13 protein-coding genes are annotated in these 14,115 nt (G+C 66.4%); all 13 read left to right on the forward strand.

What is annotated here, in order from left to right:
- Positions 1-133: 133 nt before the first annotated feature.
- The 13 genes from glmM to E6C48_RS09930 all read left to right on the forward strand — a co-directional run bounded on the left by glmM (position 134) and on the right by E6C48_RS09930 (position 14,052).
- Complete coding sequence (gene glmM / locus E6C48_RS09870; RefSeq protein ID WP_136356633.1) at positions 134-1,486, forward strand: phosphoglucosamine mutase; 1,353 nt, start codon at positions 134-136, stop codon at positions 1,484-1,486.
- A 223-nt stretch (positions 1,487-1,709) separates the two neighbouring features.
- Positions 1,710-2,549: an outer membrane protein gene (locus E6C48_RS09875; RefSeq protein ID WP_136356635.1), complete on the forward strand. Its 840-nt coding sequence runs from the start codon at positions 1,710-1,712 to the stop codon at positions 2,547-2,549.
- A 189-nt stretch (positions 2,550-2,738) separates the two neighbouring features.
- Positions 2,739-4,277 carry an ABC transporter substrate-binding protein gene (locus E6C48_RS09880; RefSeq protein ID WP_136356637.1) on the forward strand — a complete coding sequence of 513 codons (1,539 nt, stop codon included), beginning with the start codon at positions 2,739-2,741 and terminating at the stop codon, positions 4,275-4,277.
- A 105-nt stretch (positions 4,278-4,382) separates the two neighbouring features.
- Positions 4,383-5,324, forward strand: coding sequence for an ABC transporter permease (locus E6C48_RS09885; RefSeq protein ID WP_136356639.1), 942 nt, complete (start codon positions 4,383-4,385; stop codon positions 5,322-5,324).
- Entirely contained in the window at positions 5,324-6,187 is an 864-nt protein-coding gene (locus E6C48_RS09890) for an ABC transporter permease (RefSeq protein ID WP_136356641.1), read from the forward strand. Before E6C48_RS09885 ends, E6C48_RS09890 begins: the two co-directional genes overlap by 1 nt.
- Positions 6,187-7,410 carry an amidohydrolase/deacetylase family metallohydrolase gene (locus tag E6C48_RS09895; RefSeq protein ID WP_136356643.1) on the forward strand — a complete coding sequence of 408 codons (1,224 nt, stop codon included), beginning with the start codon at positions 6,187-6,189 and terminating at the stop codon, positions 7,408-7,410. Before E6C48_RS09890 ends, E6C48_RS09895 begins: the two co-directional genes overlap by 1 nt.
- A gap of 8 nt (positions 7,411-7,418) precedes the next feature.
- Positions 7,419-8,426, forward strand: coding sequence for an ABC transporter ATP-binding protein (locus E6C48_RS09900; protein ID WP_206086473.1), 1,008 nt, complete (start codon positions 7,419-7,421; stop codon positions 8,424-8,426).
- On the forward strand, positions 8,423-9,415 hold the full coding sequence (locus E6C48_RS09905; protein WP_230978720.1) for an ABC transporter ATP-binding protein: 993 nt from the start codon (positions 8,423-8,425) through the stop codon (positions 9,413-9,415). Before E6C48_RS09900 ends, E6C48_RS09905 begins: the two co-directional genes overlap by 4 nt.
- Positions 9,416-9,423: 8 nt before the next feature.
- Complete coding sequence (locus E6C48_RS09910) at positions 9,424-10,281, forward strand: IclR family transcriptional regulator (protein WP_136356647.1); 858 nt, start codon at positions 9,424-9,426, stop codon at positions 10,279-10,281.
- A gap of 229 nt (positions 10,282-10,510) precedes the next feature.
- On the forward strand, positions 10,511-10,924 hold the full coding sequence (locus tag E6C48_RS09915; protein WP_136356649.1) for a hypothetical protein: 414 nt from the start codon (positions 10,511-10,513) through the stop codon (positions 10,922-10,924).
- A gap of 202 nt (positions 10,925-11,126) precedes the next feature.
- Positions 11,127-12,614 (forward strand): carboxypeptidase M32, encoded by a 1,488-nt coding sequence (locus E6C48_RS09920; protein WP_136356653.1) that lies wholly within the window; start codon positions 11,127-11,129, stop codon positions 12,612-12,614.
- A gap of 37 nt (positions 12,615-12,651) precedes the next feature.
- Positions 12,652-13,311 (forward strand): GntR family transcriptional regulator, encoded by a 660-nt coding sequence (locus E6C48_RS09925; protein WP_136356654.1) that lies wholly within the window; start codon positions 12,652-12,654, stop codon positions 13,309-13,311.
- A 57-nt stretch (positions 13,312-13,368) separates the two neighbouring features.
- A complete protein-coding gene (locus tag E6C48_RS09930; protein WP_136356656.1) occupies positions 13,369-14,052 on the forward strand; it encodes a nitroreductase family protein in 684 nt (227 codons plus the stop codon).
- The last annotated feature ends 63 nt before the right edge of the window (positions 14,053-14,115 follow it).

The following is a 14,115-nucleotide window of genomic DNA, read 5'->3' on the forward strand; positions in this document are numbered from 1 at the left end:
CATTTTTCGACATAATTTTGGCGAAACAACTCTTTCCTAAGGATTGGTGACAGAAGATCATATATTGTGATACCCGCGCGTGGGGCAGTTGTGGCATGTGGTGCCGCGGGCAAACCATTTAGGGGTCAAGTCCATGTCTGGACGTTATTTCGGCACCGACGGCATCCGGGGGCGCGCCAACAAGTTTCCGATGAACGCGGAAATCGCCATGCGGGTCGGCATGGCCGCCGGCCTTTCCTTCCAGCGGGGCAGCCATCGCCACCGCGTCGTGCTGGGCAAGGATACGCGCCTGTCCGGCTACATGATCGAGAACGCGCTGGTGGCGGGCCTGTGCGCGGCCGGCATGGACGTCTTCCTGCTCGGTCCTGTCCCGACGCCGGGCGTCGCCATGCTGGTGCGTTCGCTGCGCGCCGACATGGGCGTCATGATCTCGGCCTCGCACAATCCCTATTACGACAACGGCATCAAGCTGTTCGGCCCCGACGGCTACAAGCTTTCCGACGAGATCGAGGAGCGCATCGAATCCATGCTCGATACCGATGTCGAGATGGCGCTTGCCGATTCCGACGCGCTCGGGCGCGCCAAGCGCGTCGACGGCGTGCATGACCGCTATATCGAATTCGCCAAGCGCACGCTGCCGCGCTCGATGTCGCTGTCGGGCCTGCGCATCGTCGTCGACTGCGCCAACGGGGCGGCCTACAAGGTGGCGCCCGCAGCCCTTTGGGAACTGGGCGCGGACGTGGTCGCCATCAACGTCGAGCCCAACGGCTTCAACATCAACAAGGAATGCGGCTCCACCCACCCGGCGGGCCTGCAGAAGAAGGTGCACGAGGTGCGCGCCGACATCGGCATCGCGCTCGACGGCGACGCCGACCGCGTGGTCATCGTCGACGAACAGGGCGAGGTCGTCGACGGCGACCAGATCATGGCGATGATCGCCCAGGCCTGGCACCAGAGCGGCCGGCTGGCCGGCGGCGGCGTCGTCTCCACCATCATGTCCAACCTCGGCCTCGAGCGTTTCCTGTCCGGCCTCAACCTGGAGCTTCACCGCACCAAGGTCGGCGACCGCTACGTGGTCGAGCACATGCGCGCGCACGGACTGAACGTCGGCGGCGAGCAGTCCGGCCATATCGTATTGTCCGATTTCTCCACCACCGGCGACGGCCTGGTATCCGCCTTGCAGGTGCTCGCCTGCGTCAAACGGCAGAACAAGCCGGTCAGCGAGCTGTCGCGGACCTTCGAGCCGGTTCCGCAGGTGCTCAAGAACGTGCGCGTCTCCAGTGGCAAGCCGCTGGAGGAGGAGCCGGTCAAGGCGGCGATCGAGGATGCGCGCAGCCGTCTCGGCAATACCGGCCGCCTGGTCATCCGCCCCTCCGGCACCGAGCCGCTGATCCGCGTCATGGCGGAAGGCGACGATTCGGGACTGGTCGAGGCGGTGGTGGACGACCTCATCGGGATCATTTCAGAGACCCGCAGCGCCGCCTGATCCGCTCCATTTCCTTTCCTCGGAAGCCCGCCGGCCGGCGGGCTTTTTCATGCGCGCCTGGCCGCAACGACAGCCGGCGGAAGCGGCGCGAAACCTTCGAACTTTAGCTATTCTTGGTTAATCGGCAGGGTTAAACGCCTTTTAACCTTTGCAATTCATTATCCACATCCGAAGTCAATCGCGTCCGGGGGCCGGTCTCCCGACGTCTCCCAGGGTGGCAAGGATGTTTTACCTGACAAGGAAACTGCTGCTGGCCGGCGCGGTCGCCGGTCTGACGGTGCCCGCGTTCGCGGCCGATCTCTACGAACCGCCCGTCGAGGAGGCGCCGGTGATCGAGGCGCCGGCCTATGAGCCGGTGGATTTCGGCGGCTGGTACATCCGCGGCGACCTCGCCTACCGAAAGTCGGAACTGCGCGGCGTCGACTATACGACCTACGGCTTCGACGACTGCAACTGCATCATCGTGCCGGGTAGCAAGTCCTTCGACTGGGCTAAGCTCAAGGGTGGCTTCTCCTTCGGCGGCGGCGTTGGCTACAAGGTCAGCGAGCACTTCCGCACCGACCTGACCGCTGACTACTGGTTCAAGTCGAATTTCGACGGGCATACGTCCGACTTCGTCTCGGAATCGACCGAAAAGTCGAAGATGAGCGCGCTCCTTCTGCTCGCCAACGCCTATGTAGACATCGGCACCTGGCACGGCATTACGCCTTATGTCGGCGCCGGCATCGGCGGCGCGAAGGTAAAGTGGGACGAGGTCTACGACCCTAATACGCCCGAGCACAATCCCGGCGCCTCCAACTGGCGTTTCGCCTATGCCTTGATGGCCGGCGCGTCCTACTGCCTGACCGACAATCTCATCTTCGACGCCGGCTATCGCTATACCCACATCCAGGGCGGCCGCATGTTCGAATGGGACGCTTCCAGCGCCGGCCCAGGCTACGATCGCGGCCTCGACAACCACGAAGTGCGCGGTGGCCTGCGCTATCAGTTCGGCGGCAATACGGGCTGCGCCGCGCCGCAGGTGGCCTACGAACCGGCGCCGGAGCCGATCTACACCAAGTAGAACGCTTTCTCTCCTATCATCGACAAAGGAAACGCCCGGCTCGACCGGGCGTTTTCGCATTTGGGGATGGCGCTAAGCGGATTACGGTGACGGGCGCCTTCCATCTCGGCTTGACGAAACGGAAACACGATGGGATAGTCATACACAAATAAAGCATATATTCCACAATAAGGGAACAGGGAGACGAATATGGGACGTCTGGTGAATGTCGCCGCGCTGGTTGCGGCGATGGTGCTGCCTGCGGCACACGGAGCCTGGGCCGATCCGGTCAAGGGCGGGGTGATCGACGTGGCGACCGTCGGCGAGCCGCCGACGCTGGATCCGATGGCCTCGACCGCCGACCTCGTCGGCATCGTCACCCAGCATATCTTCGAGACGCTCTACACCTTCGGCAAGGACTGGGCCGTCACGCCGCTGCTGGCCGCCGACATGCCGCAGATTTCGGCGGACGGGTTGACCTACACCATCCCGCTCAGGACCGGCATCAAGTTCCACGACGGCTCCGACATGGATTCGGCCGACGTCGTCGCCTCGCTGGAGCGCTGGGAGAAGATCGCCACGCGCGGCAAGCAGGCGGCGGAAGTGATCGCCGGCATCGAGGCGCCGGACGCCAACAGCGTCAAGATCACGCTGAAGAAGCCCTATGCGCCGCTTCTGTCGCTGCTTGCCTTCAACAACGCGGCGGCCATCATCATCCCGTCGGAAAACGCCGGAGAGGACCCGCTGACCAAGTTCATCGGCACCGGTCCGTACATGCTCAAGGACCGCAAGCCCGACCAGTTCATCCAGCTCGCCCGCTTCGACGGCTACAAATCGCGTGACGGCGAGTCGAATTTCTACGGCGGCGCCCGCAAGCAGTATCTCGACGAGATCCGTTTCGTGCCGGTGCCCGATCCCAACACCCGCGTCGAGGGCGCGGTGGCCGGCCAGTTCGCCTATGCCGACGCGCTGCCGGTGGAAGCCTACGACAAGATTTCCGGCGGCAAGACCAAGCCGGTTATCCTGAAGCCGTTCGGCTGGCCGGTCTTCGTCATGAACACCAAGGAAGGCCTGAACTCCGACATCCGCATCCGCAAGGCGGTGCAGGCGGCGCTGGCGCCGAACGACATGCTGACCGCCGCCTTCGGCTCGACCGACTTCTTCGCCGTCGACGGCTCGATGTATCCGGAGGGCTTCGCCTGGCACAACATCGTCGGCATCGACGCCTACAAGCCCGACGGCGACACCGAGGCGGCCGCGGCGCTGCTCAAGGAAGCCGGCTACGACGGTTCGAAGCCGCTGCGCATCCTCACCAGCCGCCAGTACGAGTTCCACTACAAGATGGCGCAGGTGGCGCAGGCCTATCTCGAACAGGCCGGCTTCAAGGTGAAGCTCGACGTCGTCGAATGGGCGACGCTGACCAAGAACCGCCAGGACCCGAAGCTGTGGGACATCTACATCACCCACAGCCCCTTCCTGCCCGAGCCGTCGCTCAACGGCTTCATGTCGGACACGACGCCCGGCTGGTGGGCGACCGACGCCAAGCACAAGGCGGTCGAGGCCTTCAACGCCGAGTCCGACCCGGCCAAGCGCGCCAAGCTCTATGAGGACGTGCAGAAGGTGATCTACGACGAGGCACCCATCTACAAGGTCGGCGACTTCAACGCGCTCGCCGCGCAGGCGCCGAACCTCGAGGGCGTGACGCCGGCGCCGTGGCCGTTCTTCTGGAACGCCTGGCTGGAGAAATAAGCCGTTCCTCCCGCCTCTCCCGTGCCTTCGCGGGAGAGGCTGCCGGGCGCCGAAAAGTGCCGGCGCCCGGCATGGTCCCAGCGATGATGCAAGGATCGTGAGCCGATGCTGCGCTCCATTCTCAACAGGCTGTTCGGCATGATCGCGGTGATGGCGCTGGTCGTCACCATCGTTTTCGTCATCGTGCGCGTGACGCCGGGCGACCCGGCGGCTGTCATGCTCGGCCCCGACGCCACCGCCGCCGACGTCGCGGCGCTTCGGTCGAGGCTCGGCCTCGACCAGCCGATGGTCGTGCAGTTCGGCCGCTATGTGCTGGGCGTCGTGCAGGGCGATTTCGGCCAGTCGATCTTCCTCAACCAGCCGGTGACCACGGCGCTCGCCCAGCGCGCCGAGCCGACCTTCTTCCTCACCGTCTTCTCGCTGCTGATCGCCACGGTGATCGCGCTGCCGGTCGGCATCCTTTCGGCCTACAAGCGCGGCTCCGCCTTCGACCAGGCGGCGACGACGCTGGCCATGTTTGCCGCCAGCGTGCCGAGCTTCTGGCTCGGCCTGCTGTTCATCCAGTTCTTCGCCGTCAAACTCGGCTGGTTCGACACGTCCGGCTATGGCGGGCCGGGCGCCTCCTTCCTCGATCGGCTGAACCACCTCGTCCTGCCGGCGTTGGCGCTCGGCCTTGTCTCGTCGGCGCTGATCACCCGCTTCGCGCGCGCCTCCATGCTCGACGTGCTCAACGACGACTATGTGCGAACCGCCCGTTCCAAGGGCATGAGCGAGTGGCGCGTGGTGCTCAAGCATGCACTGAAGAACGCGCTGATCCCGATCCTCACCGTCATCGGCCTGACAGCGGCGCTGCTGATCTCCGGCGCGGTGGTGACGGAGACGGTGTTCGGCCTGCCCGGCGTCGGTTCGCTGGTGGTGTCGGCGGTGCTGCGTCGCGACTATCCCGTCATCCAGGGTGCGCTGCTGGTCATCGCCGGCCTCTACGTGCTGGTGAACTTCGCCATCGACATGCTCTATCTCGCCATCGATCCGAGGGTTCGCTACTGATGGCCGCCGTCTCCGCACCCCTGCAAAGCGAACCCGGCCTCGTCGCACGGCTGATGGGTCGGCCGACCTCGGGGATCGGGCTCATCGTGCTGGTGCTGATCGCGCTGGCCGCCCTCCTGGCTCCATGGATCGCGCCCTATGCGCCGGCGAAATTGTCCGTCGCGCACAGGCTGGAGCCGCCGACGCTGCAACATCTGTTCGGCACCGACGATCTCGGCCGCGACGTCTTTTCCCGCATGCTCTACGCCGCGCGCGCCTCGCTGTCGGTGGCGCTTGCCGTCGTCGTTTTCTCCTCCATCGTCGGCATCGTGCTGGGTCTGACGGCAGGCTTCTTCAAGAAGCTCGACACGCCGGTGTCGCGGTTGGTCGACGCCATGATGGCTTTCCCCGACATATTGCTCGCCATCGCGCTGGTCGCCGCGCTCGGCCCCACCGCCGTCAACGTCGTGATGGCTCTCGGCATCGTCTATGCGCCGCGGCTGGCGCGCGTGGTGCGGGCCTCGACGCTGGTGATCCGCGAACTGCCCTATGTCGAGGCCGCCCGCGCGCTCGGCGTGCCGACGCCGGTGATCCTGGTGCGGCATGTGCTGCGCAACGTCGCTTCGCCGATCCTGGTGCAGGGCACCTTCATCTTCGCCAACGCCATCTTGGCGGAGGCGGGCCTCTCCTTCCTCGGCGTCGGCATTTCGCCCGATATCCCGACCTGGGGCACGATGATCGCCGTCGGCCGGCAATATATGGACCAGGCCGGCTGGATCATGATGTTTCCGGGCGCCGCCATCGTCATCACCGTGCTGGCGCTGCAACTGGTCGGCGACAGCCTGCGCGATCTCCTCGACCCCCGTCTGGCAAAGGACATATGATGTTCGCCAATCGCTTCCCGCAAGCAGAACGCCCGCTGCTGATCCGCGGGGCAAAACCTGTCGGCTTCGGTTCCGGCCTGCCCGAAAAGCTGGACGTGCTGGTCGGCCGGGATGGCCGCATCGCCGAGATCGGATCGATGATCGCTGCCGGCGACGAGGTGCAGGTGATCGAGGCGAACGGCGCCTACATGTCGCCGGGCTGGACCGACCTGCATGTGCATGTCTGGTACGGCGGCACCGATATCTCGCTGCGTCCCGAGCAGTGCGGCGCCTCGCACGGCGTCACCACCATGGTCGACGCCGGCTCGGCCGGCGAGGCGAATTTCCACGGCTTTCGCGAGTACATCATCGAGCCGGCGAAGGAAAACATCTACGCTTTCCTGAACATCGGCTCGATCGGGCTGGTCGCCTGCAACCGCGTCTCCGAACTGATCGACATGCGCTCGATCGACATCGACCGCACCATCGCCACCGTCGAGGCCAACCGCGATGTCATCATCGGCCTCAAGGTGCGGGCGAGCCACGTCATCACCGGCGGCTGGGACCTCACCCCGGTTCGGCTGGCGAAGAAGTTCAGCCGCATCCTGAAGCTGCCGATCATGGTGCATGTCGGTGAGCCGCCGCCGCTCTACGACGACATCCTGCCGCTGCTGTCGGAAGGCGACATCGTCACCCACTGCTTCAACGGTAAGGCCGGCGGCTCCATTCTCGAGGACGAGGACCTTTACCGCCTCGCCGAGGACGCGGCGGCGCGCGGCATCGTGCTCGACGTCGGCCATGGCGGTGCCTCCTTTTCCTTCGATGTCGCCAAGGCGGCCCTTTCGCGCGGCCTGCCGCCGAAGACGATCTCGACCGACCTGCACAACCGCTCGATGGACACGTCGGTGTGGGACATGGCCACCACCATGTCGAAGGTCCTGTCGCTCGGCATGAAATTCGAGGATGTCGTCGCGGCTTCCACCATCGCGCCGCGAAAGGCGATCAAACTTCCGACCGACAGGCTTCTGGAAAAAGGCAAGCCGGCGGAATTTACCCTCTTCGATCTCGTCGATTCCGATGTGACGGTGAAGGATTCGCAAGGCGCCGTCTCGACGCTGCACCGCCTGTTCGAGCCGCGCCACGCCATCCTCGGCGCCGAAGCGGTCGCCGCGCATCGCTATGTCCCGGCCGAGGGGGCGACAGGCGAGGGCCATGTCTGCCCGCATTGCGGATGGAAGTCATGAGCGAAACGCTGGCCGCCGACACGATCCTCTCCGTCCGGGACCTGAAGACCTGGTTCGTCACCCGCCGCGTCATCGCCAAGGCGGTCGACGGCGTGACCTTCGACCTGAAGCGCGGCGAGACGCTGGCCGTAGTCGGCGAAAGCGGCTCGGGCAAGTCGGTCACCAGCCTGTCGGTCATGGGGCTGCTTTCGCGTCCCGGCAGGATCGAGGGCGGCAATATCCTGTTTCGCGACCGCGCCGGAAAGGTGCACGACCTCGCCACTTTCGGCCCTGCCGATTTCCGCAAGATTCGCGGCCGCGAGATCGCCATGATCTTCCAGGAGCCGATGACCAGCCTCAACCCGCTCTACACGGTCGGCGACCAGATCGGCGAGATGATCGCGCTGCACGAGAAAGTCAGCCGCGAGGAGAAACGCAAACGCGCGCTCGAGATGCTCAAGCACGTCGAGATTCCGGACGCCGCCTCCCGCCTGGACGACTATCCGCACCAGATGTCGGGCGGCATGCGCCAGCGCGTCATGATCGCCATGGCCCTGGCCTGCAATCCCTCGCTGCTGATCGCCGACGAGCCGACGACGGCGCTCGACGTCACCATCCAGGCGCAGATTTTGGACCTGTTGCGCCGGCTGCAACAGCAATTCGGCATGTCGATCCTGTTCATCACCCACAATCTCGGCGTCGTCGCCGAGATCGCCCACAACGTCGTGGTCATGTATGCCGGCCGCGTCGTCGAACAGGCGCCGGTCAACGACCTGTTCGCGCATCAGCGCCATCCCTATACGAAGGGGCTGCTGGCCTGTACGCCGAACGCCGGACGCGACATCGACGCAACCGGTGAGCGCCGCGCGCTCTACTCCATTCCGGGCTCGGTGCCGCCGATCACGGCGCTGCCGCCGGGCTGCGCCTTCGAACCGCGCTGCGATTTCGCCATCCCGCCCTGCAAGGCGGCACCCCCGCCGCTGATGCCGGCCGGCAGCGACGGATTCTCCCGCTGCATCAGGAGCGCGGAACTGTGAGCGCCGTTATCGAGATCGACCGCCGCACTGAGACGAAGCCGTTGCTCGTCGTCGAGGGCCTGACCAAGCATTTTCCGGCCCGCAACGGCCGCATCGTCCATGCCGTCGAGGATGTCAGCTTCGAGGTCAAGCGCGGCTCGACGGTCGGGCTGGTCGGCGAGAGCGGTTCGGGCAAGACCACTGCCGGCCGCGCCGTGCTGCGCCTGATCGAGCCGACCGCCGGCAAGGCGCTGTTCGACGGCGTCGACCTGTTTTCGCTGTCGGCCGCCGAAATGCGCGCCTATCGCCGAAAGCTCCAGATCGTCTTCCAGGACCCCTTCTCCAGCCTCAATCCGCGCCTGCGCGTCGCGGCCATCCTCGGCGAGGCGCTCGACGCCTGCGGCTTCCCGCGCGGCAAGGCGCGCAGGGAACGCGTCGCTGAACTTTTGACGCTGGTCGGCCTGTCGCCCGACCACGCCACGCGCTATCCGCACGAGTTCTCCGGTGGCCAGCGCCAGCGCATCGGCATTGCGCGTGCGCTCGCCGTCGAGCCGGAATTCGTCGTCGCCGACGAGCCGGTTTCGGCCCTCGACGTGTCGGTGCAGGCGCAGGTGCTGAACCTGCTCGGCGAATTGCAGAAGAAGCTCGGCCTGACGCTGCTGTTCATCGCCCACGATCTCTCGGTGGTCGAATATCTGTGCGACGAGGTGGTGGTGCTCTATCTCGGCCGGGTCATGGAGCGCGGCCCGAGCAAGCTGGTCTATGCCGCGCCGCGCCATCCCTACACCAAGGCGCTGCTCGCCACCGCGCCGGTGCCCGACCCGACGCGCCGGCGCACGCATGTGGCGCTGACGGGCGATATTCCAAGCCCCATCGCGCCGCCGTCCGGCTGCGTCTTCCGCACCCGCTGCCCGGAAGCGATCGCCGCCTGCGCCGAGACCATTCCGCCCGTCGTCGAGATCGGCAACGGGCACCATGTGGCCTGCATCCGCCACGACGAAAGAGCCTGACCGGAGCCATGTCGACCACGGAAGCCGATCCTGAAGCGGGCAGGGCCGAGGCGGCGCGGACGCCGCGCCGTTCGCGCACCAGCGGCATCGACCGGGCGCTGCAGATCCTCGACCACCTGCAGAGAGAGGGCCGGCCGGCCACCGCCTACGAGATCGCCCGCGCCGTCGGCGCGCCGCTGTCGACCATCTACGTCATCGTCGACGACCTGGTCGACAAGGAGATGCTCGACCGCAAAGACGGCGGGCTGCTCTGGCTCGGGCCGCGGCTCTACCATTACGGGCTGACCTATGCCCGTTCGCTGGACCTGCTCGACGTCGCCGTGCGGGAGATGCACGAACTGGCGCGCAATTCGGGCGAGACGGTGCAGATCTGCGGCCGCGACGGCGACCATATGGTCGTGCTCGCCATGGAGGAGGGGTCGGACCATTTCCAGGTCACCTCGCGCGTCGGCACGCGCACGCCGCTGAACTGGACGGCGTCGGGCCGGCTGCTGGTCGGCCACCTGCCCGAAACGGAGCGGCTGGAGGTTTTCGGCCGCTCGGCCACCGCCTCGCCGACGGGCCGCGCCGAGACCGACAGGCAGCGGCTTGCCCACAGCGCCGCTGCCGCGCTCGATCATGGGCTGGCAATCCAGGCCGGCGAGTCCGATTTTTCGGTCGCCTGCATCGCGGCGCCCATCCGCGACTCGCAGGGTGCCTGCCGGGCTACGGTCTCCATCGTGGTGCCGGACGTGAAGGTCAGGCAGAAGGACCCGGACCTGGTGGGGCTGGTCAGGCAAAGCGCCCGGCGTATCGAGGCCCGGCTCGGCTGGCGGCGTCCGGACCGCGAAGCCGCCGCGCTCGGGGCGTTGCTGCGGGAATACTGAAGCCGTTTCGCGGAGGCGGGGGACACCCGCATAGTGCGCCGCCCTCTGCCGGCAAGGGCGGACAGAATTATCTTTTTTTAACTAAGCCGCGCGTTCGGGCGGCGCTAGCCTGCCTGCGCGGACTGGGAACTGCCGGCGATCGTCGGGGGTATCGCGACACGACGGAACCGGACGGTTCGCGCATGCGACGGACGGCGGCGAGCCGTCCTCTCACCAAGGAGACGCGGCTATGCGCTCTTTCACTCCCAAGACCATCTTCATCGCTTCGCTTCTTGCAACCCTGCCTCTCGGCGCGGCCTATGCCAGTTCGGGGGGCGGCGACTACCCGAATCCCGCTGCCATGCAAGGGTCGCGGCTGTCGGCCGTGCTCAATCAGGCCGGGGGCGTCCGCGATGCCATCACCGATGCCCATAGGGGCCGCGGGATCGGCGCCAGCGAGGCCCGGATGCTGGAGAGCCGGACCGGCGGCGTCATCAGGACGGCGGAGCGGGTCGCGGCGGAGAACCATGGCCGGATGCCCGCGACAAGCTACAGGCAGGTCCTGCGCCGGCTGGACAATATCGACCAACGGCTTCTCATGGATACGGGCAGCGGCTTCGCCATCGGTGACGGTGGCGATACAGGGCATTATCCGAGCGGCTGATTGCGCACGGCCCTGAAATTATGCCGCGGCGGGCTTCGGCCCGCCGCGTTTCCAGGGTGAACCGATCTATCTCCTTGTTTTAACTGCATATGTGTGACGCCGGACGATTCCGCGTGGCTGCAAAATGCTCAATCGGTTTCGGCCGGCTTGCGATTGCCGGCGAATCGCGCTCCCTTCCGGGCTTCTCGAACAGGAGCCCGCGATGTCCTTCCAGAAACTCGACGAACTCGGCCACAGGCTGGAGGCGCTGGAGCATGCGATCGCCATCCTCGGCGCCGACGAGGCGACGCACATGGCCGTCGGCGGCGGCGAGAAGCGGGCCGAGGCGCTGGCCTCGCTCGCCGGCCTCTACCACCGGCAGGCGACGGCGCCCGAGATCGCCGACTGGATTGCGGCGGCCGAGAGCGAGGCCCTGAACGACGACCAGGCTGCTGCGCTGCGCGAGTTCAAGCGCCAGCACACCAATCTCACCTGCCTGCCGGCGGACTTCGTCGAGCGCCAGACGGCGGCACGGCTGCGCTGCGAACAGCTGTGGCGGGACCTTCGGGCGAAGAACGACTGGGCCGGCTTCCTGCCGGCGCTCGAGGGCGTGGTGGCGCTGGTGCGCGAGGAGGCGGCGATGCGCGCCGAGGCGCTCGGGCTCCAAACCTACGACGCGCTGATGGAGCAATACGATCCCGGCAACCGCGCTGCCGAAATCGCGCCTGTGTTCGCCAAGCTGAAAGCTTTCCTGAAGGATTTTGTCCCGGAAGCTCTCGCGGTGCAGGAGGAGCGGCTGGCGAAGCGCCCGCTGAAAGCCCTGTCGGGCAGCTATGCGGTCGAGAAGCAGCGCGAACTGGGGCTGGCCATGATGGCGGCGGTCGGCTTCGACCTCACCCACGGCAGCCTGTCGGTGTCGCATCATCCGTTCTGCGGCGGCGTGCCGAGCGACGTGCGCATCACCACGCGCTACCGCACCGGCGAATTCCTGTCGGCGCTGATGGGCGTGCTGCACGAGAGCGGCCATGCGCTCTACGAGCAGAACCTGCCGAAAGAGTGGTCGCACTGGCCGCTCGGCAAGGCGCGCGGCATGGCCGTGCACGAAAGCCAGAGCCTGTTCGTGGAAAAGCAGGTCGGCCGCAACCCGGCCTTCTGGCGCTGGGCGCTGCCGGTGGTCGAAAGGCATCTCGGGGAAGCCTGGACGCTGGACGACATGCTGCCGCATGTCCACCATGTCGAGCGCGGCCTGATCCGCGTCGATGCCGACGAGGTGACCTATCCGCTGCATGTCATCCTGCGCTTCGAGCTGGAACAGGATATCGTCGCGGGCCGTCTGGAGGCGGCCGATATCCCCGAGGCGTGGGACGCCGGGATGCGCGCCTATCTCGGCCTTTCCACCATCGACAATCCGGCCGATGGGCCGATGCAGGACGTCCACTGGCCGGGCGGCGCCTTCGGCTATTTCCCGTCCTATACGCTGGGCGCCATGATGGCGGCGCAGCAATGGGCGGCGCTGGTGAAGGACCATCCGGCCGCCGACGCCGACCTCGCGGCCGGCGACCTGACGGCGATCAACGGCTGGCGTCGCGAAAAGATCTGGTCGCAGGGATCGCGCTGGTCGACGCCCGAACTGATCGAGCGCGCCACCGGGGAGAAGCTGGAAGCGGGGCATTTCATCCGTCATCTCAAGCAGCGCTACGGCAGATCGTGATAGGGTCGCGCCGTCGCCAGTGCCGGAATGTCGCCTCGTGAGCGAGCCTGACAGTATCTCCACCGTCCACAGGATCGCCGAGGCGGTCACCGAGGCCGTGCGCGACGGCCGGCTGGCGCCGGGCCAGCGCCTGACGGAAGCCGATTTCGCCAGCCGCCACGGCGTGTCGCGCTCGTCGGTGCGCGAGGCCTTCCGCCGCCTGACGGCGGACGGGCTGCTCGCCTTCGAACCCAATCGCGGCGTCACCGTCCGCATCCTTTCGCGGCGCGAGATCGACAATCTGTTTGCCGTGCGCGGCGCGCTGGAGGCGCTGGCCGTGCGGCTGTCCCTGCCTGCGTTGAAGGCGGCGCCCGAGCGGCTGCTCGCCCTGCTGGCCGAAATGGACCGCGCCGTCGCCGACAACGACATGCCGGCCTTCTCGACAGCCAACGCGGCCTTCCACGCGCTGTTCGCCGAGGTCGCCGACAATCCCCTCCTGTCGGAAACGCTGACGCGGCTGTCCAATTCCATCTACTGGCTGCAATTCCGCATGCTGGTCGACCGCAGGCAGGTGTTCGACAGCCATGCCGAGCACCGGCGTATCGTCGAGGCTATTCTTGCGGGCGATGCGGCAGCCGCCGAGGAGGCCATGCGGACGCATGTCGATGGGTCGCGAAAACTGGTCCAGCAGTTGCCGGACAGCCATTTCGCCGGTTGAGGCTTGCGCCTTTGCTTATTGTCTGACAGGATTGTCGGACAATCATGGAGATGGACCATGGACGTCACCACCAGCTACCGGCCCGTGCCGCTGCCGGACTATCGCGAGATTCCGCTGGAAGAGATGCGCGCCAATGCCGAAGCCTTCTATGCCGAGATGCGGGCGCGGCATACGGTGCGCGATTTCTCCACCCGGCCGGTGCCGCGCGACATCATCGAGACCTGCATCCTGGCCGCCGGCACCGCGCCGAACGGCGCCAACCATCAGCCCTGGCATTTCGCCGTCATCGGCGATCCCGGCATCAAGAAGCGCATCCGCGAGGCCGCCGAGATCGAGGAGCGCGCCTTCTACGAAGGCCGCGCCGGCGAGGAATGGCTGCAGGCGCTGGCGCCGCTCGGCACAGATGCCGACAAACCGTTCCTGGAAGAGGCGCCGTGGCTGATCTGCATCTTCGGCGAGCGCCGCAGCCGCTCCGCCGACGGCGTCAAGCGCAAGAACTACTACGTGCCGGAATCGGTCTCGATCGCCACCGGCCTGCTGGTCGCCGCCGTCCATCGCGCCGGGCTCGTCGCCCTCACGCATACGCCGAACCCGATGAGCTTCCTCAACGAGATCTGTGGCCGTGATCCGCACGACAAGCCCTACATCCTGATGGTGGTCGGTTACCCGAAGGACGGCGCGACCATTCCCGCGCATGCGATGGAAAAGAAGCCGCTCGCCGAGATCGCGACCTTCCTGTGAGGTGACGCGCCGCTGGACGGTCGATTTCCGGCGGCTGCATCTTTCGGCCGTTGACACGGGACA

This window comes from Ollibium composti (assembly GCF_004801285.1).
Taxonomy (GTDB): Bacteria; Pseudomonadota; Alphaproteobacteria; order Rhizobiales; family Rhizobiaceae; genus Mesorhizobium; species Mesorhizobium composti.

What these genes read in the sequence shown, in the direction of transcription:
- E6C48_RS09895 (WP_136356643.1), top strand. Translation starts at nt 6,187, where the DNA reads ATGTTCGCCAATCGCTTCCCGCAAGCAGAACGCCCGCTGCTGATCCGC.
- glmM (WP_136356633.1), top strand. Translation starts at nt 134, where the DNA reads ATGTCTGGACGTTATTTCGGCACCGACGGCATCCGGGGGCGCGCCAAC.
- E6C48_RS09930 (WP_136356656.1), top strand. Translation starts at nt 13,369, where the DNA reads ATGGACGTCACCACCAGCTACCGGCCCGTGCCGCTGCCGGACTATCGC.
- E6C48_RS09875 (WP_136356635.1), top strand. Translation starts at nt 1,710, where the DNA reads ATGTTTTACCTGACAAGGAAACTGCTGCTGGCCGGCGCGGTCGCCGGT.
- E6C48_RS09890 (WP_136356641.1), top strand. Translation starts at nt 5,324, where the DNA reads ATGGCCGCCGTCTCCGCACCCCTGCAAAGCGAACCCGGCCTCGTCGCA.
- E6C48_RS09915 (WP_136356649.1), top strand. Translation starts at nt 10,511, where the DNA reads ATGCGCTCTTTCACTCCCAAGACCATCTTCATCGCTTCGCTTCTTGCA.
- E6C48_RS09885 (WP_136356639.1), top strand. Translation starts at nt 4,383, where the DNA reads ATGCTGCGCTCCATTCTCAACAGGCTGTTCGGCATGATCGCGGTGATG.
- E6C48_RS09920 (WP_136356653.1), top strand. Translation starts at nt 11,127, where the DNA reads ATGTCCTTCCAGAAACTCGACGAACTCGGCCACAGGCTGGAGGCGCTG.
- E6C48_RS09910 (WP_136356647.1), top strand. Translation starts at nt 9,424, where the DNA reads ATGTCGACCACGGAAGCCGATCCTGAAGCGGGCAGGGCCGAGGCGGCG.
- E6C48_RS09880 (WP_136356637.1), top strand. Translation starts at nt 2,739, where the DNA reads ATGGGACGTCTGGTGAATGTCGCCGCGCTGGTTGCGGCGATGGTGCTG.